The sequence below is a fragment of the Janthinobacterium sp. BJB426 genome (assembly GCF_002735705.1).
Taxonomy (GTDB): Bacteria; Pseudomonadota; Gammaproteobacteria; order Burkholderiales; family Burkholderiaceae_D; genus Janthinobacterium.
Genome location: NZ_PDZL01000024.1, coordinates 39,002 through 59,673 on the forward strand (window position 1 = coordinate 39,002; position 20,672 = coordinate 59,673).

Consider the following 20,672-nt stretch of genomic DNA (forward strand, 5'->3'; position numbering starts at 1 on the left):
GCATGCATTTGAATACTCCTTTTAAACGATTGCCGGTAGCCCGGATTGTTAAGTTCTTGGCAATTTTTATACCAGAACACCACGAATCCTGAGCGTCTGGACACAGAATGCCCGTGTCGGCGGCTACGGTCTGTGCGTTAACGAACATTAGAAGCAAGAAAGTGAAAAATATTGCCCTACCGAATCATTTCTCGCATGGCATCTAAAAATGACATCTAAAATCCCTGTATGACTATCGTGTGCTTCGATTCGTGGCGCAAAGTGAAATAGCGAACAGAAGCGGAAGCGCCATTGCAATAAATTCAAGCTTCGCGCGCGGCGCCTGCCGCCCGCATCGCGATCCTTCGACTCTTGCAAAGGAAACATCATGAAAATACCTGCCCTGTTGGCCGCCGCCTTGCTCGTCACCCTGTCCGCCTGTAAAAAACCGGCCGAGGCGCCCCTGCCCGAAACGGCGCCCAACCCCGCCTCCACCCCACAAGTGATGCCTGCCCCCGTCACACCAGCCATGCCGGAAGCGGGTCCCGGCAGCACGACGCCGCCTGCGCCGCTGACCGATCCCGCCACCGCGCCCGCCCTGCCGCCCGCCACGGCGCCAAAGTAAGGCCGGCGCACGGCATCAATACCGGCGCCCGCGCGGCGCCATCCCTACTCCACGGGGGAGTTACGCGTTGCCAGCCTGTTTGCAACGCGTTTTTTTACGATTGGAGTCGGCCACACCCTGAAGGTTCACCGGCATGCTGCCCCGCCAACCCACCTCGAAGCGGCCACCCGGAAATGCGGCTATCCGCACAGCCTTTCCCCTCGCCGTGCGGAAAGACGGAATCTCGCCATTTCCCATTTTCAATAGATTCAAATTAAACCTTTATAAACAATCACTTGCAATAAACGCCAAAATGCGCTCCACTGGCACGGAAGATGCTTTTATATTTTCATAACCGCCATCAGAGCGGCAGCCTGACCCACTATATAAAACCATCTACCTTTTGGAGACAACAGCATGGCACGCACCTTCCGCATCTCGTCCTTCCTGAACACCAAGGCACTGACCGTGGCCGTCGCACTGGCCGCGCAATTCCCGCTGGCCGTCCATGCCGCCGACCTGGTTCGCCTGGGCAACCTGAAATTCGCCCATTACGGCGCCGTCGCCTACATGAAGGAAATCGCACCGAAATACGACTTGAAAATTGAAGAGCGCATCTTCGCCAAGGGCCTCGACATCGTGCCAGCCATGATCGCCGGCGAAATCGACGTGTCCGCCAGCGCGCTGGAAGCGGCCATCACGGGCCGCGCCACGGGTTTGCCCGTGTACCTGGTGGGCGGCTTCGCCAAGGGCGGCGTGCAGATCGTCGGCCGCCCTGACCTGAACATCAAGGGGATTGCCGACCTGAAAGGCAAGAAAGTCGGCGTCACGCGCGGCGGCCCGCAGGAAATCCTGCTGTTTGCCGAACTGACCAAGGCCAAGCTGACCTGGTCCGACAAGCCGGGCAAGGACGTGCAGATCCTGTACATGGGCTACCCGGACTTGAACCAGGCCCTGCTGACCAAGGACATCGACGTCATGAGCCAGTCCGAGCCATACTCGACCCAGGCGATCCACAAGAAATACGGCGCGGCCATCATCAAGCCTTACGACACGCCGCTGGGCGAGCCGGTGCGCGCCCTCGTGATGACCGAAAAAATGTACAAGGAAAAGCCGGCCGTGGCCCAGCGCTTCATGGATTGCTTCGTCGCTGCCACGCGCGCCTTCCTGGCCGACCCGAAACTGGCGGAAAAATACGTGCGTGAATCGATGTTCAAGAACCAGATCACGACCGACGATTACCGCGACGCCATCGACAACGCCATCTTCACGGAAGACATCACGCAAAGCCACGTGCAGCTGACCACCGACTACATGGTGAAATTCGGCGTGGGCCGCATGGCCAAACCGCCTGCCGCCAAGGATTGGGTCAAGCTGGATCTGCTGGAAAAAGCCAAAAAGTCCTACGCACCTCGCTAATCTGAAAGTATCACAATGAATATTCAAATGATGAAACGCTTCGCGCACGGTGCCGCCGTGCCCGTCGCCGTGCTGCTGCTGTGGCAAGCCATGTCGACATTCGGCTGGATCAACCCGCAAATCCTGCCCTCGCCCGTGGCCGTGCTGGTGAAGTGGTATGAATACCTGGTGCCAATGGAAGCCTACACGCCCGAAACGGGCAATTACCTGGTGTGGATGTTCTCCGGCGAATTGCCGCATGACGCCTGGGCCAGCTTGTCGCGCGTGCTGGGCGGCTTTGCCATCGGCGCCGGCCTGGCCTTGCCATTGGGCTTGCTGATGGGCACCAACAAGACCATCTATAAACTGTTCGACCCGCTGGTGCAGGTGCTGCGCCCGATTCCGCCGATCGCCTACATTCCGCTGGCAATCCTGTGGTTCGGCCTGGGCAATCCGCCCGCCTTCTTCCTGATCAGCATCGGCTCCTTCTTCCCCGTGCTGATGAATACCATCGCCGGCGTACGCCAGGTTGACGGCATCTACATCCGCGCCGCGCGTAACCTGGGCGCCAGCCAGATGACCATGTTCCGCCGCGTCATCCTGCCGGCCGCCACGCCGTACATCCTGGCCGGTGCGCGCATCGGCATGGGCACGGCCTTCATCGTCGTGATCGTGGCGGAAATGATCGCTGTCAACAGCGGCCTCGGCTTCCGCATCCTGGAAGCGCGCGAGTACTTCTGGTCCGACAAGATTATCGCTGGCATGTTTACCATCGGTCTGTTCGGCCTGGCCATCGATATGGCCATGAATGCCCTGAATAATCATTTGCTGCAGTGGCACCGCGGCCTGGAACACTAAGAGGAACGGCCATGACCACGATCAATATCAATGCAGTCAATAAAATCTTCACCACGGGCGGCGCGGACGTCATCGCCCTGAAGGATATCAACCTGGAAATCGCCAGCGGCGAGTTCATCTGCCTGCTGGGACCATCCGGCTGCGGCAAGTCGACCCTGCTCAACGCCATCGCCGGCTTTTCGCAGCCGACGTCGGGCCAGATCCTGGCCGGCGGCAAGCTGATCACCGAACCCGGTCCCGACCGCGGCATGGTGTTCCAGGAATACGCGCTGTTCCCCTGGATGACCATCGAGAGCAATATCGCTTTCGGCCTGGAAATCGCCGGCAAGACGCCGGCCGAGATCAAGGAACGGGTCGACATGCTGCTGAGCATGCTGGGCTTGACGGAATTCCGCGCCCGCTACCCGAAAGACTTGTCGGGCGGCATGCGCCAGCGCGTGGCGATTGCCCGCGTGCTGGCCCTCGATTCGCCGATCATGCTGATGGATGAGCCGTTCGGCGCGCTGGACGCCTTGACGCGGCGCAACCTGCAAGATGAATTGCTGAAAATCTGGAAAGTCTTCGGCACCACCATCGTTTTTGTGACGCACTCGATCGAGGAATCGATCTACCTGGCCGACCGCACCATCGTCATGACCTACCGTCCCGGCACCATCAAGCGCGACGTGGCCATCGACCTGCCCCGCCCGCGCGACCCGAGCGACCCCGAGTTCAACCGCTTGAAACGCATGCTGGGCGAGATGGTGATGGAAGAGCAGCAGCGTCATCACAACGCGGAAACGATGGCAAGTACCGCCGACTAGTGGCTGGTAGCGTCTGACCAAACCTACTGCGCGGCGCGCTTTGCGGCCGGCGATGCTCACCGTACTAGAGTACGGTTGCGCTTCTCGGCCACAAATCATCGCCGCTCGCTACGGTTTTGTCAGACGCCGAATATTTGCATGTCATATATAGATCAGGATTCGCCGATTCAAGGCGAATCCCACCGTACACTACAATACCGCCTTGGCGGCCCTCGCGCGCTTAACCCGACACACGGAGCACCATGGCATTCGGCAAACGGACCCTGAGACCCGCGCTCGGCCCCCTGCTGGCCGTGGGGTCGCTGGTCGTGCTGACGTGGGCGTCGTATGCCTGGGTCAAGCAGCGCCAGCTCGATGAATTGCACCGCACGCTCGATTCGCGCGCGGAACTGTATGCGGCATCCATCGGCGGCGCCCTCAACAAGTACGAATTCCTGCCCCTGGCCGTGGCCCAGAGCGATGCCGTGGCGCAATTACTGGAACAGCCCAGCGCCGACAAGGTCACGCAGATCAACGCCTACCTGGTCGACATGAACCGCCGCGCGGGCGCCTTTGCCGTCTACGTGCTCGATGACAAGGGCACGACCCTGGCGTCGAGCAACTGGCAAGACCGCAGCTCGTATGTCGGCGTCAACTACGGTTTCCGGCCCTATTTCAAGGATGCGTTCGCGGGCGGCATCGGCCGCTTCTACGGCATCGGCGCCTCGACCTTCGAGGCCGGCTATTTCATTTCGCAACCCGTGCAGCGCAACGGGCGCATCATCGGCATCGTCGCCGCCAAGGTCAACCTGGACTGGATCGAGCAATCGTGGCGCACACCGGGCGCGGGCGAACAGATCTGGGTCAAGGACGCGAATGGCGTGCTAATCCTGGCCACCACACCCGCCTTCAAGTTCAAGACACTGGCCCCGCTGTCGGCGGACGCCAAGAACAACATCAGCGAACAGCGCCAGTTCCTGCAAGAAAACCTGCCCATCTTGCCGCACCGGCTGCGGCGCCAGTTCGCCGATGGCGCCAGCGTGATGACCCTGGAACGTCCGCAGACGGGCGATACGCCCGCCCTGTCCGGCAGCGCAGACTATCTGGCCGTGAACCGCGCCCTGGGCCCGCTGCAATGGCAAATCACCGTGCTGGCCGAACTCGACCAGGTCGACGAAGCGGCGCGCAACGCGGCCATCGCCGCCGCGCTGGGCTGGGCCTTGCTGCTGCTGGCCCTGATGTATGCGCGCCAGCGCCGACGCCGCATCGCCGACAAGCTCAATGCGCAGCAAACCCTGGCGCGCGCCTATGAACAGCTGGAAATCAAGGTCGAGCAGCGCACGGCCGACCTGGTGCACGCGAATGGCCGCCTGCAAGCCGAGGTGGCCGAGCGCGAGCGGGCCGAACAGACCCTGCGCTATGCCCAGGCGGAACTGGTGCAAAGCGGCAAGCTGGCCGCCATCGGCCAGATGGCGGCCGGCGTGACGCACGAACTGAACCAGCCGCTGGCCGCCCTGCAAACGTTTTCCGACAATGCCAAGGTGTTTCTGGCAAGGGGCCGCATCGACGATGCGCTCGATAACCTGTCGACCATTTCCGACCTCGTCAAGCGGCTCGGCTATGTGACGTCGCAATTGAAGGGCTTTGCGCGGCGCAGCGACGATGCGCGCAAGCCCGTCAGCGTGCGCCAGGCATTTGCGCAAACCATGCTGCAAATCCGCACGCGCAAGCATTCGCAGCGCCTGACCCTGCATGAAAGCTGGCTTGAGGACGACATCATCGTGCTGTGCAACGCCATCGGCCTGGAACAGGTGTTTACCAACCTGATCACCAATGCCATGGATGCCGTGCCGGAAAGCGAGCCCGTGCAGATCTGGTTCCAGGTGCGCCGCGAAGGCGACCTCGCCGTGCTGCATATCACCGATAATGGCCCCGGCATCCCGCTGGCCTCGCTCGACAAGATCTTCGACCCCTTCTATACCACCAAGGAACACGGGCTGGGCTTGGGATTGTCGATCAGCGCAGGCATACTGCGCGCGGCCGGCAGCGCCCTGGCCGTGCGCAACCGCAGCGCGCAGGAAGGGGGCGGCGCGCAATTTACCATCACCCTGAGCTGCGACCCGGGGGAAAAGAATAGAGAGACAGGGGAAACACCAAATGCACGAGAATAATTTTGAAGGCATGCAAGTGCTGCTGGTGGAAGACGATGCCGTCGTGCGCAAGGGCGCCCGGCAATCGCTGGAACTGGCCGGCCTGCAAGTGACGGCCGTCGCCACGGCCGAAGAAGCGCTGCCCTACCTAGTGCCCGAATTTGCGGGCATCTTATTGAGCGACATCAAGCTGCCCGGCATGGATGGCTTGAAACTGCTCGATATCGCCGTGGCGCAGGATGCCAGCCTGCCCGTCATCCTCGTCACGGGCCACGGCGACGTGTCGATGGCCGTGGGCGCCATGCGCCGTGGCGCCTACGATTTCATCGAAAAACCATTTTCCGCCGACTTGCTGGTGGAAGTGTGCCGCCGCGCCCTCGATAAACGCCACCTGGTGCTGGAAAACATGAACTTGCGCCGCCAGCTCGAGCAGCGGGTCGGCATCGAAGCGCGCATCGTGGGCCGCAGCGCGGCCATGGCCAAGGTGCGCCAGCTGGTGCTGAACCTGGCGCCCAAGTCTGCCGACATCATCATCCTGGGCGAAACGGGGACAGGAAAAGAACTCATCGCCCGCTGCCTGCACGACTTCAGCGAGCGGCGCGACCACCCTTTCGTGGCGATCAACTGCGGTGCGCTGCCCGAATCGATTTTCGAGTCGGAACTGTTCGGCCACGAGGAAGGCGCGTTTACGGGCGCGCAGCGCCAGCGCATCGGCAAGATCGAATACGCGAACGGCGGCACCCTGTTTTTGGACGAAATCGAAAGCATGCCGCTGGCCCTGCAAGTCAAGCTGCTGCGCGTGCTGCAGGAACGGCAGGTGGAGCGGCTCGGCTCCAATAAATTGATTTCCGTCAATTTCCGCGTCATCGCCGCCGCCAAGGAAGACTTGAATGTGCTGGCGGAACTGGGCAAATTCCGGCCCGACCTGTATTACCGCCTGAACGTGGCCAGCCTGACCCTGCCTGCCCTGCGCAACCGGCGCGAGGATATCCCCTTGCTGTTCGAATTTTTCGTGCTGCAGGCGGCGCTGCGCTATGGCCAGCCGGCCGCCCTCGTCAGCGGCGAACTGATCTCCTCGCTGATGGCGCAGCGCTGGGCCGGCAATGTGCGCGAGCTGCACAATGTGGCCGACCGCTTCGTGCTGGGCTTGCTCGACGATACCCTCAGCCCGGCCGGCTGCCGCGAAGCCTCGCTGGCCGAGCAAGTCGACACTTTCGAGATTTCCATCATCGAGGAAGCCTTGCGCCGCCACAATGGCAACGTCATCGACGCGGCCGCCAGCCTGAATATTCCGAAGAAAACCCTGTACGACAAGCTCAAGCGATTTGATATCTCGACGGAGCAATTCCGATAATCAGTAGCAACCAGCCGACACAAGCATGAGGCCGCGTCCTACCCGTGCCGGCGGTATCCTGTGTGAGAATGCAAGCTCTTACTCATTTCTGCACAGGACACTGCCATGAAAACCGCCGCTCTCTTGCTGGCCGCCACCCTGATGACCGTCGGCGGCGCCTGGGTGCAAGCCCAATCGACGACGAATCTGAACCAGACGGGCAACCACACCAACAATCCGAATGATTCTGGCCAGAAATCGGACCAGTCCGACAAACTGGACAACAAGGGCAAGCTGGTCCACGACGCCAAGCCCGCCAAGGCGCGCACGGACAAGCGCACGCGGCGCGGGAAGCCCACAGCGCCGCCAGCGTCCACACCGGCTGTGCCCAGCATCCCCGTCGCTCCCACGAAATAGCGTCAGCGCTGCGCCACGTTGCTTCCAGGCACGCTATCATCGCGCCTTTGCAAGATAGCCAGGAAAACAATGAAAGCAGCATGGTGTGGAATGATAGCGGCAGGCGTATTGTCCGCCGCGAGCGTACAGGCAGCGCCCACGGTGGGCGAGTGCATGGAACTGACGACGGGTGTCAAGTTCAGCAAGAACAATGGCGACGCGCAAGTCAACGTCGAAGAAACCTTCGAGGGCAAGAAACTCAAGGGCACGCAGCTGATCCTCAACGGCGGCGTGCTGCTGGCCACGTCCTACCAGGACATCCGCGATGGCCAGGTATTCCTCACGGGCAACGTCCACTACAATGAAGACGGCACGGTGCGCAGCAAGAACGTCTACACGCCGCAGTCCGCCATCCCCGCCACCATGCGCCCCGGCCAGGAAGTGCGCGTGCAATTCACGGACACGCAAACGAGCACGCACTACCCGCTGGCGGGCCTGTCCGACAAGATCACCACCTCCACGCGCACGGACGAGCGCAACTTTTCCATCACCTTCCTCGGCTGGGAACGCCTGGAACTGGGCGGCCGCCGCTTCCCCGATGCCTGCAAGTTCGAACTGCGCGACGTCGGTGGCAAGAGCAAAGGCAAGAGCGGCGAATACGTGTGGTACGCGCAAGGCTACGGCGTGATCATGACGGACAAGCTGGACAAGGATGGCGATGTGCAGCCCGCGTATCGCATCGCGCTGACGAAGATCATCAGTGCGCCGTAAGGCCCCCTTCTTTTCCGCAATACTTGCGTAAACGCAATTAATCCGCCATCCCGCCCCTCTACACTGACCTGTCTGGTCAGCATGGAGCGGCGATGGCGTATCCCAAACTTCCCTACACCAGCGGCAAGAGTAGCGCCCTGCTCCATGGCGGCCGCCTCAACGACGCCATCGTGCGCATCCGCCCTGAGCTGCCGGGCAACATCATCGTCATCCATGGCGTCAACGACGTGGGTACGAGTTTCAGTGCCGTGGAACAAGGACTCTGCCAGGGACTCGATGCGCGCATGTATGGCGGCGGGCACGTGTTCACCCCAGCCACCTACCGCCTGCCACAGGAGGCCGACAAGCGTGAAGTGATCGCCGATCCGGACGCGGTCTACTTCAAGCGCAAGCATGATGACACGACGTACAGTCCCGTCATCCCGTTTTACTGGGGCTTTCGCGAACGCAGCAACGCCAGCAAGGTGCTCAACGGCCAGAACACGGACCGCTACGGCAACCGCCTGGACAAGGATATGTCGAAGAACGGCGGCCCGTTCGGCAATGCCACCAATACCCTGCTCGACATGTGGAACAAGGGCTTGTTTTCGCCGTACGACGTGGGCGGCGACCCCGTGCGCCCTTTGAAGACGGCGCCTGGACGCATGTACATGGTGCTGGCCGCCAAGCGCCTGGCGGCGCTCATCGCCATGATCCGCGACTACGACAGCAACGATGTCGTCTCCATCGTGGCGCACAGCCAGGGCTGTCTGATCTCGCTTCTGGCACAGGCCTTCCTGCTCGACGAAGGCAAGCGGCCGGCCGACACGCTGATCCTTACGCATCCGCCCTACAGCCTGGTGGAAGACACGACCATGTTTTTCGGCGCGGCGGAAACGAGCCGCATCTTTGGTGGCGGCCGGGATGCGGCGATGGAAAACCAGTACGACGCCATCAGCAACCGCCAGACCCTGCATGCGCGCCTGCAAACCCTGGTGCAGATCGTGCAAGGCGTGGTGACCAAAAAGCACGCCACGCCCGCCTTTGCGCAGATCAAGGATCATGCCGTCTGCCACGGCATGGCAGGCGCGGCATGGCGCGCGGAAGCGGACCGAGACAACCGGGGCAAGGTCTACCTGTACTTCTGCCCCGAAGACATGACTGTAGCGCTGGATAATATGCAGGGCATCGGCTGGCAAGGCATACCCGACCACATCGACGGTCATGGCCTGTCCAAAACCAAGGGCAAGACGGACAAAAGCATCTGGGGTGACGGTCCCACCTACTGGGACAAGGAATCCCAGCATCGCCAGCCGCTGGCGGAACTGGGCAAGGGATTTTACCAGCGCGTCTTCACCAACAAGCAACGCCTTGACGCCGCTGGCAAAAACAATGGGCCGGTGCTGGTGGGCCAACCGCCGCACGACTTCGCCCTGCGCCTGGATGGCGAGGACGACCATGCCCACGTGGCCGGCGCCAACCGGGGCCACCGCGGCAACCATGCCGAGTCACAGTGGCCGCCCGTCAAACCAAGTAAATGGAATATCTTTTCCACGGAAACGGGACGGCGCGAAGGCTTGCGTACGATCAATGGCGAAGCCTTGCGCGTACCCGGGAAAGCCGTGCTCGACGGCGGCGAGATCCGCCCTGGTAAGTTCCCGAGGGATTCCGACCAGGCCAGGCTGCCGCGCGACCAGCAAGGACCGTGCGAGGAAGTCGACCCGATCGATGCGGCCATCGCGGTAACCAGCAAGCAAGGTTTGCGCATGCGCAGGCAGGAAGTCATCGCCGATCCGCGTCCGAAGCAGCATCGCATTCCCGAATACGGCGTCGGCAGGTTCGGCGCGGGCGAGCACGAGCAAGTGGAAAAGGCCCTGAACGTGGGCAAGGAAGCGGGCGACCAATGCAAACTCGACCGCGTCTCGCGCCATCCGGGCGGCGGCGACATGCTGCTTGTGAATCGCGAAGAAACCCCGAACGAGGCGCGCAAGCGCTGGCAGAACGAGGTCAGTCCCAAATCCTTCCACGGCGCCATCATCGGCAATGCGGAAAACCACCGCAACGTGACGGCGTATGACGTGGCAATCGGCGGTGGCAAGGCGAGCAGCGATCCGAGGTTTTACCAGTATTTGTGTGCGGTGGCGGATTGGCGGCTGAAAACCGATGAAAAAATATCACGCCTATCGATATTGAAGTGGGATACCTTTGCAAAAAATTTCGCGGTTTACTTGTCTGCCGAGCCTGCGGCGCGTAAGGCAATTATCGTAGGTAATGCGCGCTATTACAGTTCGGGAGAACTTCCCGCTTGTATTCCCGCCCTACATGAGGGCCTGCCTTCCACCGTTGTATGTGAAATAGTCAACGGCAGGCGTACTGATTCAGTCGTCACGCCGGTCGTCCATAAAGCCAGCGACGAAATACCAAGATGAAAAGCTTATTCCTCCGCTTGCAATATCCGCTGTATGCAGTCGCCAGCGTACTGGCACTGCTATTGCTTTGGTCATTACTGATCAGCCCATCACCTTTCTTGCTGGAGTCCACGATGAGCAGCAAAGTCTTGAAGTACCTGCATGGGCTGTTGCTGATCCCGCCTCTCGTGGCAGCCACATTGCTAGGCTCACGCTGGCTGCACTCGTCCAAGCCTATGGTCGTCGCAAAGCCGCAAGTGCAGCAGATGGTGCCCAGCGAACAGGAAAAGCGGGAATATGTGCTGGAGGTTATCGGTCTCGGCGTCACCCTGGACAAATACCGACAAGGGAAATTGTGGGAAGCCCTGCAAAAGGGAAATGCCTATGCCAGCATCCGCGAACAAGACAAGAAGAAATATCCATGGAGCAGCCTGGACAAAGCAGGCACCAGTGGGGGACGCGCAGGCGACTCGCTCGAAAATGGCGCGCTGAACACCCCTATGTATTTTGCCGTGCCCATCTTTAACGCCGAAGGTCCCATTGCAGATCCTGCGCTGCAAGATACACCACACTCGCCCATTATGGGTCTGGCAGGTAGCACCGCCTCTTCCGGCATGCACTGGCATCTGTTTGTGGCGGGGCCACGACGCTTCGAGGAACATCCCGAGCATATTCTAGAAGATGTTTTCGCATTTTTTGACGCCCATCCTGACGTGCCATACATCATCTTGAATTCGCATGATGGCATGGAATCGCGCGATATCAATCGCAGTCCCAACACTCCCGAATTGCTCAAAGATGGCTACTACATCCCCGAAATGCCCGACACCTCCGCCCTCTTCGTGCTGGCCCGGCGTGAACGCATCGATGCCGTGCGCAAGTTCGCCTACGATGACGCGCCGCCCGAGGACAGCGTCGATGACTTGAATACCTACGGCGTGGCGCGGCGCTTGTATCTGGCGTATGACGAATTGATGCGGGCCGTGCCGCATCCGCGCAAGAAGGAAGACCCGAATGCCTTCACCCAGCGCCAACCATCAATCGCCGAATGGCTGCCCGTCGCCGCGCAATTCGCGCAGCGCTCCGATATCCGCGGCACGGGCAGCGTCAGCATGCTCGACAGGCTTCAGCACAAGACCTACCAGCCGCCCAAAGACTGGCAACCCACGCCGTGGTTTCCCTTGCCCTTCAACAAGGAACAGCTGGCGCAGCTGGACCGCCTGCCTACCTTCGGCTTCATCCACAGGCCCACGTTTGTCAAGATGACGGACAAGGATGGCAAGCCGCTCACGCGGCGCGATCAGCGCGAACAAGCCTTGCAGGCGGGCGGGCAGCAAACCTTGCGCAGCTTGCCGGAAGCCGAGCGCCCCGCCGCCCCGGCGCGCCTGGTCGCCGCCACCGGTGGCAATCAGGCGCAGCTGGTGGCGCTGCACAAGACCTTGCTGAGCCATGCGGAAGATGGTGGCACGGAACTCGACAGTGGCAAGCCGCAGCAGTGGATAGATACGGACCAGCGCCTGGGCAACACGGGCGCGGCCACCCTGTTCGTGCAAATGGCCATCGCCGTGATGGGCAGCTACCGCGATGGCGGCGTCAGCGCCGTGGTGAACCTGCGCAACCCGGACGAAGCGACCATCGTGCTGGTCAGCCCGCCGTCGGACGAAAAACGCCGCACGCAAAAGCATCCGCACGGCGGCGATGTGCTGCGGCACTACGTCACGCCAGCCATCGACCCGGTGAATTATCCATCAAACTGATTATTTACCCTGCACGGCAAGCTGTGCCAGCGCATTGCCCCGCACCTGGAACGCCACCTGCGCCACCGTCTTGCCTGCGTCATCGACAAGCGCCAGCGCATGCTTGCCGGGCACGGGGCGCCAGCTGATGCTGTCAAGAGCCGCGCCCATATCCTTGCCGTCGAGCACCCAACGCAAGGCGTGGCTGCCCTGGGCCTGGAAAAACACGCGCTGCAGGGCGGGCGGGATGTCGGGGTCGATGGCGAGGATGCTGTCTTCGGCCGGATACACGATGGCGGGCGGCTTCACGGTGTCGCCCAGCACGGCGATGACGGGGCTTTCCGTACCAAAGATAAACCATTCGCGGCGCGGCGCTTCCAGCGCGGGCTGGTACGTCACCATCTGCTGCAATACGCCTGACGGCGCTTTCGGCGCATGGCTGGGCACGTTCCTGTGCAGATAATCCATCACGTCGCGCCACACGGGCGCGGCGCCCGTCACGCCCGACACGTCCCACATGGGCTTGCCGTCGAAGTTGCCCACCCAGACGCCCACCGTGTAGCGCGCCGAGTAGCCCATGCACCAGTTGTCGCGCATGTCCTTGCTCGTGCCCGTCTTGACGGCGCTCCAGAAATTTGTCCCCAGCTCGTTGCGCAAGCCAAACGTCATGCTGCGCGCGGCGCGGTCGGCCAGGATGTCGCCCACGATGAAGGCGGCGCCTGCCTCCATCACGCGGCGCCTGTCCTTGCCCGCCTGCCCCGGCTGCAGGCTGGCGGTGCTGTACAGCCCGCCGTTGGCCAGCGCGCGGTAGGCGTTTGCCAGTTCCAGCAGGGTCACTTCGGACGAGCCCAGCGCCAGCGAGGGGCCGTAGTATTCGGCCGCTTCCGTCAGGCTGGACAGGCCCACGTCCTTCAGGCGATTGTAAAAGCCGTCCTGCCCCGTCAGCAGCACTGTACGCACGGCGGGAATGTTGAGCGAGCTGGCCAGGCTGGTGCGAGCGCTGACATAGCCCTTGAAGTTGCGGTCGTAGTTTTGCGGCGCGTACATGCCCGATGCCGTGGCGACATCGAGCGGCGAGTCGTCCATGACGGACGCGGCCGTCATCAAGCGGCGCTCGATGGCCAGCTCATACAAGAATGGTTTCAAGGTGGAACCGGCCTGGCGCAGGGCCGTCACGCCATCGACGTGGCTGCCGCCCGCATTGCCCACATAAGCGAGGATTTCTCCGCTACGGTTATCTAACACGATGATGGCGCCATCGTTGACATTGCGCTCGCGCAAGGACGCCAGTTGCTGGCGCAGATTTTCCTGTGCGAAGCGCTGCAAGGGGCCATCGAGCGTGCTGGCGACTTGCGCGCCCGGCTGCTTCAGCAACTGCTGCGCCACTTGCGGCGCCGGCGCCAGTTCAGCATACAACGCGTTACGCTGCAGGGCCGTCTGCACGCGCTGGCCGATCAGCTGGCAGCTGCTGTCCATGCGCCACTCTTTCGCCAGCGCGCAGGCGCGGCGCGTGACGGTGGCCGGCGGCGCGTTCGGCGCCCGCACGAGGCTGGCCAGGATGATGGCGTCCGTCTGGTTCAGTCCCGACGGCGCCTTGCCGAACAGGCTGTACGAGGCGGACGCGATGCCTTGCAGCTCGCCGCGGAACGAGACCAGATTCAAATACGCTTCAAAAATCTGCGCCTTGCTCCAGCTGTCTTCGATAGCCTGGGCGGCACGCATCTGGTCCCATTTCTGGCGCAGGCTGCGTCCGCCCGAGGACGCCTGCAAATCCGCGTCCAGCTGGCCCGCCAGCTGCATGGTGATGGTCGAGGCCCCCCGGGGCTTTTTTGAAAACAGGTTGTCCCAGGCGGCCGTGGCCAGCGCGGACACATCCACGCCGCCATGACGCATGAAGCGCTGGTCTTCCGCCAGCAGCACGGCCTGCTGCACGGCCGGTGAAATATCGGACAGCGGAACCCACGGCAAGCGCCGTACCTTCATATCCACGCGCAACGATTGCAGGGGCACGCCGCTGCGGTCCAGCAATTGCGCTTCCGAACTGCGGTACGCGGCCTGCACCTGAGCCGGTGTCAATATCGCTTCAGCGAAGACCGGGCCGGCCAGCAAACAGCCCGTCAGTAAAACAAACCGTTTCACTGCGCCACCTTCACATTCGCGTTCGGCGACTCGCCAAACATTTCGGGCGAATACATGGCCTCGATGCGCGTGGCTGGCAGGCTGAAATCCCCGGCATTGTTCAGGCGCACCGTGTATTCCACGCTCCAGTTACCCTTCGGCACGAAGGCGTAATAGGCGCGGAAGGCGTCGAACGCCCGTTCCTCGAACGTGGGCCAGACCCAGCCCGTGGATTTTTCGCCGGCCGTCAGCAGTTGCGAATCGCGGCCCAGGCCATTGCCCAGCACCGTGGCGCTGGCGGGGATCGGGTCGTCGACCACCACCCAGCTCATGTCCGCCTGCGCCGACAGGTCCAGGCGCACGCGGTAGACATCGCCGCGCGACCATTGGCCCGTCGTTTTCTGTTCCACAGGCGTAATGGTTTTCTTGATCGTATAACCGCTGGAGACGGGCGCCTTGAGCGGGATGGCCGCCAGGCTTTGCACGGTGGCCCAAGGTTTGCCGGTGCCGCTGTGCGCCAGGCCCAGGGTATCCGTGCCTTTCGGCCACGCTTGCAGCACGGGGCCGACCTTCGCCGCACCATTCCACACGAGGGCTTGCGTATCGCCGCCCAATTTGACGGCGCTGGCGCCCGTCACGGGCGTGGACTCGAATTTGGCCGAGAATTTATTGATGGCCAGGGTGCCCCATGCGTTGGCTACAGTCGTATCCCAGCGGCCCTTCTTCTGGCGGCCCATGCTGCCGCGCACCAGGCGGCCGATGTCATCCTTCCACGCCGGGTCGTCCATCACGGCCAGCAGCAGGCGGTTGGCGTTGACGTCGCCGGAGACCATCAGCCACCACCAGTTATCCTTGCGCTCGGTGGAGAAGCCCATGGTCGTGCCCTGGAAATTCAGGCGCGAACGCAATATCTGCTGCGCCTCGGCCAGCAGCGCATCGCGGCGCGCCAGGCTTGGCGTGCGTTGCAGCAACAAGCTCCAGTCGATGACAGCCGAGGTAGGCCACAGGTTCGGGTTGATGCTGATACTCTCCAGGGCATCGGGCGGCACCTTGTTCGAACGCGACAGCGCTTCCAGCGCAGCAAGTTTGCGCACGGCCAAGTCAGTCGTGTCCAGCGCGGAACGGCGCACGATGCGGCCCTGCACGAAGGCCGTCAAGGCTGCTTCCATGCGGTTTTTCGTCTGTTCCGGAATCGCGTAGCCCGCTTCCCTCGTTGCCGACAACACGTACGCCGTCAGGCTGTCGCTGCCCTGTTCCATGATGGGGAAATATTTCAGCATGCCATCGCTGTCCAGGTAGGCGGGCAGGCTGGCAGCCAGCTTGTTCCACGCCTCCTGGTCTTGCAGGGCGATGGCTTTCGACGTGTTTTGTTCGAAGCACGTGTAGGGATAGGCGGCCATGTACTCGCGCACGCCGGGCAGCTCGCCACCGAGCTTGGCGACAAAGCTGGTCTGGATACCGCCCCGGCCCGGCAAGGCGCCGGCCGGCATTTGCACGGACATATTGACGGGTTTGTCGATCTGCTGCAAGGTTGCCTGATACGTGCGCACGGGCGTCGCCTGGCCCACTTTTTGCGTGATTTTCAGTTTATCCGTGTGGCTTCCCGCTTTCGCGCTGATATCCCACACGACCGTTTGCGCACCGAGCGGTACCTGGTAATCCCAGCCCGTTTCACGCGCTTCGCCGGCCGCCAGGGTCAAGCTCTGGCGCGGCAAGGCCTTGCCAGCCGCCGTGGCGTTGAGTTCCACGTTCAAGGAGGCGGCCGAGGTGTTACGTACCGTAAATCCTGCGCGCAACTGGTCGCCTTCGCGCACGAGGGTCGGCAAGCCCGACATCAAAATCAAGTCCTGCGAACTGCGGATGTCCGTGCTGCCCGTACCGAACAATTCCTTGCCCGCGCTGGCGATGGCCACGATGCGGAATGCCGTCAGCGAGTCGTTCAGCGGCACTTGCACGGTCGCTTCGCCCTTCGCGTCGAGCTTGACGGTGCCCTTCCAGAACAGCAGGGTGTCGAACAATTCGCGGCTGGCGCCCTTGCCGCCGCCACCGCCGGCCGGGAAGGCCTTGCGGCCGAAGTGGCGCTTGCCGATCACCTGCATCTGCGCCGTCGCCGTTTCCACCTGGAGGCTGCGCTGCGCCATCATGGTATCGAGCAATTTCCAGCTATCGTTGGGCATCAGTTCCAGCAAGCCCGTGTCGACGGCCGCCAGCGCCACTTCGGCGCCTGCCGGCAACGGCTTGCCATCGGCGCGGCGCACGCGCACGGATACTTCCGCCTTGTCGCGCGTTTTATACACTTCCTTGTCGGACACGACCATGACGTTCAGCTCATGCGCCTGCCACCCCACGTTCAGCGGTGCAATGCCCATCTTGTAGGCCGGCTTGCCCAGGTCGACCAGGGCAGTCGGCTGCACGCCATCGACACGCCCGCGCACGACAAACACGGACACATACACATTCGGCGCGTAATTCGGTTTGACCGGGATATTCACCACCGGTTCCCGGCCATTGAGCTGGCGCACATAGGTGTCGAGGATGCCTTCGCGCTCGACCGTGATCAGGGCCGTGCCCGCCCGGAACGGCATGCGCACCTGCAAGCTTGCTTCCTGGCCCGGTTCATAGCGTTTCTTTTCCGGCAGCACATCGATGCGGTCATTGTCGCTGGCGTTGAACCACCAGTCGCCGCTGCCGGCCACCCAGGTTTCGCGGTTGGCGACGGCCGCATTGCCGGCGGCATCCTGCGTGCGGGCGCGCAAGACCAGATTGCCGCTGGCGGGCGCTTTCACGTCGCAAATCAACAGGCCCTTGTTGTCCGTCTTGCCCGAACACGCAGGGCCCAGCTTGACCACTTCGCTGCTGTTTTCATACGCATAGAAGCCGCCGATCAGCCGCCGGCGGTGCGAATAGCTGTTGCGCTGGAAGAAATCGACAGCGACCGGGGCATTCGCCACGGGCTTGCCATTGGTGCCGAGCACGGCCACCGTGAACTTGAAGGCATCCTTGCTCAAGGCCCAGGCATCGGGCTTGATGCCGATCACATAGTTTGACGGCCACAGCGATACGCGCGTGGCGACCGAGGCCGTCTCGCCATTCGCATCCTGGAACGCCATTTCCGCCACCAGGTCGCGCGGCGTGGACAGTTGCGGCAACTGGTCAATGACGATGCGCGCGCCACCCGCCTTGTCCAGGGTCAAGCTTTGCGTACCCGCGGCAGCTGCGCCGGCGCCGGCTCGCCCGCCATGGCCTTCGTCCTGCCACTCGCCCTCATCGTCGTCGTAGCCCGTGCCCTGTTTCACAAGACCTTCCTTCACGTCGCCATTGCTGAAGCTATAGTCGGGATAGTCGGCAAACGTCACGCTCTTGTCTTGCAGCACCGTGCGCAGCTTGACGGGCGCATTCGTGGCGGCGCCGCCGGCCAGATACGTGATTTGTGCATCGAGGGCCAGCTGATTCGCCTGCACGGCGGGCGCTTTCGGTCCCTGCAGCACGGCTTTCATGGTGGGCACGCGGAACGCTTCCACGCGGAAACTGCCGGACGGGCGTCCCGCCATGGTGACGCTGTATTCTCCCTGCTTGGCGTCGGCGGGGATGACCCAGTCGCTTTCCGCCGTGCCGCTGGCGGACCAGCGCAGGGGCAATTGATAGTTCTGGTCGCTGCCCTGGTGCATGATGACGACGGAGGTGGCGCTGCCGGGGCCGTTATTCTTGTCAACCAGGCTCATGCCCTCGCCCGTGTGCTTGCGGATGAAATGCTTCATGTGCACGGTTTCGCCGGCGCGCAGCAAGGTGCGGTCGAATACCGTCGCCAGCAGGGTGTTGTCGGCGCGCGTGTCGTCCGTGGGCAAATTGAAACGCCAGGCTTCGATGCCGCCGACCCAGTCCGACAGCGTGAACGTCATGTCGCCGCCGCTGCGCGCACTGATAAAGTAGCGGCCATTATTCTTGCAACTGGAATTGGCCAGCTCGCCGGGGATGTGCGCCACGCCGTCCGCGCCCGTGGCGCCTTGCCACAGCAGCTTGCCGGCGCAGTCGCGCACGGCCACTTGCGCTTTCGCAACTGGCGCGCCCTTGTCGAGCGACGTCACCCACACGAGCGACGATTGCGCGCCATGCTTGAAGTGGGCCGCCAGGTTGGTCACCAGCGCGGCCGTGCGGATGTAGGCCGTCGTCGGTTTGCCCAGCAACGCCTTGCCGAGGATGGGGCTGGCCAGCTCGACCACATAAAAGCCCGGTTTTTGCAAAGGAATGCCGATCACTTCAAAGGTTTTCTTGCCATCGGGACGCGGCAGGCTGATGGGACGCGTGCCGGCCGCGCCCGCCAGCACGGATTTGCTCATGTTGCCCGCATATTGCGCGTACGGCTGCCAGTATTCGCCGCCGTCGCCATTGCCGGCCAGGCGCTGCATCCACTCGATGATGAATTTGTCGTCATTGTCGGGCACGCGCAAGGTGGCGCCCGTGGCGGCAGCGGATGGCTGCGCGACCTCCTTGCCCGACAGCACGGGCTCGATATTGCGCACGGTGACGGGCAGCAAGCCGTCGCCCTTGGCTTCGATGATGCCGAACGGGGCCGGGAATTTGAGCAGCGGCGGCTGTTCGCCCGTGCGCACCGTCATGGGGAAGCGCGCGCGGTTGAGCAAGGCGCGGCCAGCGTCATCCGTCAGCTTTGGCGGCAAGTTCAGCACGAAACTGGCTTGCACGGGGAAGGGGCCATTGAACGTGGCGCCGTACAGGAATTCCGCCTTTTCTTCGTCTTTTGAAATCGTCGGCGCATACGTCTTGCCGCCGCCCTTCAGGGTCATGGCGCGCACCTGCGCCGCGCTCACGGGGGCGGAAAACTGTACGCGCATGGGCAGGAAGGGTATGCACTGTTCCTTCGGATTGCTGCGCTCGCAGCTGAACTTGGCCGTGAAATCGGGCCGCGTCTTGAACTGCAGGGTTTGCGCCTTGTCCGTGGCGATGCCGCTGGCGCTGGCGATGCCCTCGCCCCACACGAGCGACACCTTGGCGTTGGCGGGGAAGCTGCGCTTGCATTGCAGCACGGTCACGGGCAGCGGCGGCGCGCCCTTGCTGGCGACGGGCATGCCCACTTTCCATAGCGTGCCCCGCTTCTTGAAATATACGGTCAGGTAGCGGTCGAGAAAACTCTTGCGCAGGGTCAATACCTGCTCCAGTTCCTTGCCTTTGAGCAGACGCACGGGAATTTTTTCATTGATGCCATCGGCGCGGCAATACGCGTTCGCGGCCACGCTGGCGTCGTTCGGCGCGGCATCGAGGCCCAGCACGAAGATCTGGTTTTCATCGATGTACGGCTGGCCGTCATACGGTACGGCCTCGACGATGGCCGGGCCGCCCGTGGTGAAACGGTAGGATGTGCTTCCCTGCAAGGGCTTGCCGGCCAGGTCCTTCAGCCCTGCTTTCAAGCTAAAACTGCACGCCACGCCGGCCGGCAAGTCGCGCTCGAAATCGTAGTTCCAGTTGCGCTCGTCGGCCCAGCGCCCCGCGCCCGCCACGACGGCCGGCTCGGCCTTGCCGCAATCGATGGCGAACGGCGCGGGCAAGCCCATGTCGCCGAAAGGCACCATCGGCGTGGCGAACTGGGCACGCACCTGGCGCACGGCCTTGACCGTGCCGCTCGGTGAAAACAGGGACACGCCGCTATCGGCCCAGGCTGGCATGGCCAGGCCCAGCGACAGCAGCAGACCCAGCGGGCCCAGTTTGCCGGACAGCGGGGAAGAAACAACATGGGGCAGGTCAGACACGGGTGACTCCTTGATGAAAAGTGGCGGAGCTGGCTGCGGCGCGCAAAAGTTGCCCGGAAGAAGCCCGGCAAGGCAACAGAACGCGGCAGGAATACAACATCAATGTAATATTAGTTATCAAGCTCATCATTGTTGCTAATATACAGTGGCACGCTGGTAACAAGTCGTACGATTGCCTCTGGACGCGGCGCCAGGAAGTGGCCGTGATTGCAAAAATTTCCCGAGACCAATTAGTTTTTTTCAACACGGAAGTCTTTGTCGTGAATCTGCAACACCATTGATATACAACAATGCTTTGTGCGCCAACGCACCGACCGCTTGAACCTGCAACCGTATTCTCTAGTCCAACAGCAGTGCATTTATCGCAAGAAAGCGCACCTGGAATTGTTGTCTACCTC

12 protein-coding genes are annotated in these 20,672 nt (G+C 62.3%); 10 read left to right on the forward strand and 2 right to left on the reverse strand.

The window, feature by feature from the left end; genetic code table 11:
• Positions 1–367 precede the first annotated feature (367 nt).
• From CSQ93_RS25400 to CSQ93_RS25445, 10 genes are all read left to right on the forward strand, one after another.
• Positions 368–604, forward strand: coding sequence for a hypothetical protein (locus CSQ93_RS25400; protein WP_099380438.1), 237 nt, complete (start codon positions 368–370; stop codon positions 602–604).
• 396 nt (positions 605–1,000) lie between these two features.
• A complete protein-coding gene (locus CSQ93_RS25405; protein ID WP_099380439.1) occupies positions 1,001–2,002 on the forward strand; it encodes an ABC transporter substrate-binding protein in 1,002 nt (333 codons plus the stop codon).
• Between the two features lie 27 nt (positions 2,003–2,029).
• Positions 2,030–2,839 carry an ABC transporter permease gene (locus CSQ93_RS25410; protein WP_369812242.1) on the forward strand — a complete coding sequence of 270 codons (810 nt, stop codon included), beginning with the start codon at positions 2,030–2,032 and terminating at the stop codon, positions 2,837–2,839.
• 11 nt (positions 2,840–2,850) lie between these two features.
• A complete protein-coding gene (locus CSQ93_RS25415; RefSeq protein ID WP_034786306.1) occupies positions 2,851–3,642 on the forward strand; it encodes an ABC transporter ATP-binding protein in 792 nt (263 codons plus the stop codon).
• Between the two features lie 242 nt (positions 3,643–3,884).
• Positions 3,885–5,792, forward strand: coding sequence for a sensor histidine kinase (locus tag CSQ93_RS25420; protein ID WP_099380441.1), 1,908 nt, complete (start codon positions 3,885–3,887; stop codon positions 5,790–5,792).
• Positions 5,779–7,125: a sigma-54-dependent transcriptional regulator gene (locus CSQ93_RS25425; protein WP_099380442.1), complete on the forward strand. Its 1,347-nt coding sequence runs from the start codon at positions 5,779–5,781 to the stop codon at positions 7,123–7,125. Before CSQ93_RS25420 ends, CSQ93_RS25425 begins: the two co-directional genes overlap by 14 nt.
• Before the next feature lie 105 nt (positions 7,126–7,230).
• The gene (locus CSQ93_RS25430; protein WP_099380443.1) at positions 7,231–7,521 is read left to right on the forward strand and encodes a hypothetical protein; all 291 of its coding nucleotides are present in this window, start codon (positions 7,231–7,233) and stop codon (positions 7,519–7,521) included.
• A 90-nt stretch (positions 7,522–7,611) separates the two neighbouring features.
• Positions 7,612–8,271, forward strand: coding sequence for a hypothetical protein (locus CSQ93_RS25435; RefSeq protein WP_099380444.1), 660 nt, complete (start codon positions 7,612–7,614; stop codon positions 8,269–8,271).
• A gap of 92 nt (positions 8,272–8,363) precedes the next feature.
• Positions 8,364–10,679: a T6SS effector phospholipase Tle3 domain-containing protein gene (locus tag CSQ93_RS25440; protein ID WP_099380445.1), complete on the forward strand. Its 2,316-nt coding sequence runs from the start codon at positions 8,364–8,366 to the stop codon at positions 10,677–10,679.
• A gap of 113 nt (positions 10,680–10,792) precedes the next feature.
• Entirely contained in the window at positions 10,793–12,415 is a 1,623-nt protein-coding gene (locus CSQ93_RS25445) for a type VI lipase adapter Tla3 domain-containing protein (protein WP_158301368.1), read from the forward strand.
• Here the strand turns inward: CSQ93_RS25445 and pbpC are convergent, their stop codons facing one another.
• The gene (pbpC, locus tag CSQ93_RS25450) at positions 12,416–14,533 is read right to left on the reverse strand and encodes a penicillin-binding protein 1C (RefSeq protein WP_233516344.1); all 2,118 of its coding nucleotides are present in this window, start codon (positions 14,531–14,533) and stop codon (positions 12,416–12,418) included.
• A complete protein-coding gene (locus CSQ93_RS25455; RefSeq protein ID WP_233516345.1) occupies positions 14,530–20,274 on the reverse strand; it encodes an alpha-2-macroglobulin family protein in 5,745 nt (1,914 codons plus the stop codon). The genes pbpC and CSQ93_RS25455 overlap by 4 nt, the downstream gene beginning before the upstream one ends.
• Positions 20,275–20,672 lie beyond the last annotated feature (398 nt).

What these genes read in the sequence shown, in the direction of transcription:
- CSQ93_RS25400 (WP_099380438.1), top strand. Translation starts at nt 368, where the DNA reads ATGAAAATACCTGCCCTGTTGGCCGCCGCCTTGCTCGTCACCCTGTCC.
- CSQ93_RS25405 (WP_099380439.1), top strand. Translation starts at nt 1,001, where the DNA reads ATGGCACGCACCTTCCGCATCTCGTCCTTCCTGAACACCAAGGCACTG.
- CSQ93_RS25410 (WP_369812242.1), top strand. Translation starts at nt 2,030, where the DNA reads ATGATGAAACGCTTCGCGCACGGTGCCGCCGTGCCCGTCGCCGTGCTG.
- CSQ93_RS25415 (WP_034786306.1), top strand. Translation starts at nt 2,851, where the DNA reads ATGACCACGATCAATATCAATGCAGTCAATAAAATCTTCACCACGGGC.
- CSQ93_RS25420 (WP_099380441.1), top strand. Translation starts at nt 3,885, where the DNA reads ATGGCATTCGGCAAACGGACCCTGAGACCCGCGCTCGGCCCCCTGCTG.
- CSQ93_RS25425 (WP_099380442.1), top strand. Translation starts at nt 5,779, where the DNA reads ATGCACGAGAATAATTTTGAAGGCATGCAAGTGCTGCTGGTGGAAGAC.
- CSQ93_RS25430 (WP_099380443.1), top strand. Translation starts at nt 7,231, where the DNA reads ATGAAAACCGCCGCTCTCTTGCTGGCCGCCACCCTGATGACCGTCGGC.
- CSQ93_RS25435 (WP_099380444.1), top strand. Translation starts at nt 7,612, where the DNA reads ATGATAGCGGCAGGCGTATTGTCCGCCGCGAGCGTACAGGCAGCGCCC.
- CSQ93_RS25440 (WP_099380445.1), top strand. Translation starts at nt 8,364, where the DNA reads ATGGCGTATCCCAAACTTCCCTACACCAGCGGCAAGAGTAGCGCCCTG.
- CSQ93_RS25445 (WP_158301368.1), top strand. Translation starts at nt 10,793, where the DNA reads ATGAGCAGCAAAGTCTTGAAGTACCTGCATGGGCTGTTGCTGATCCCG.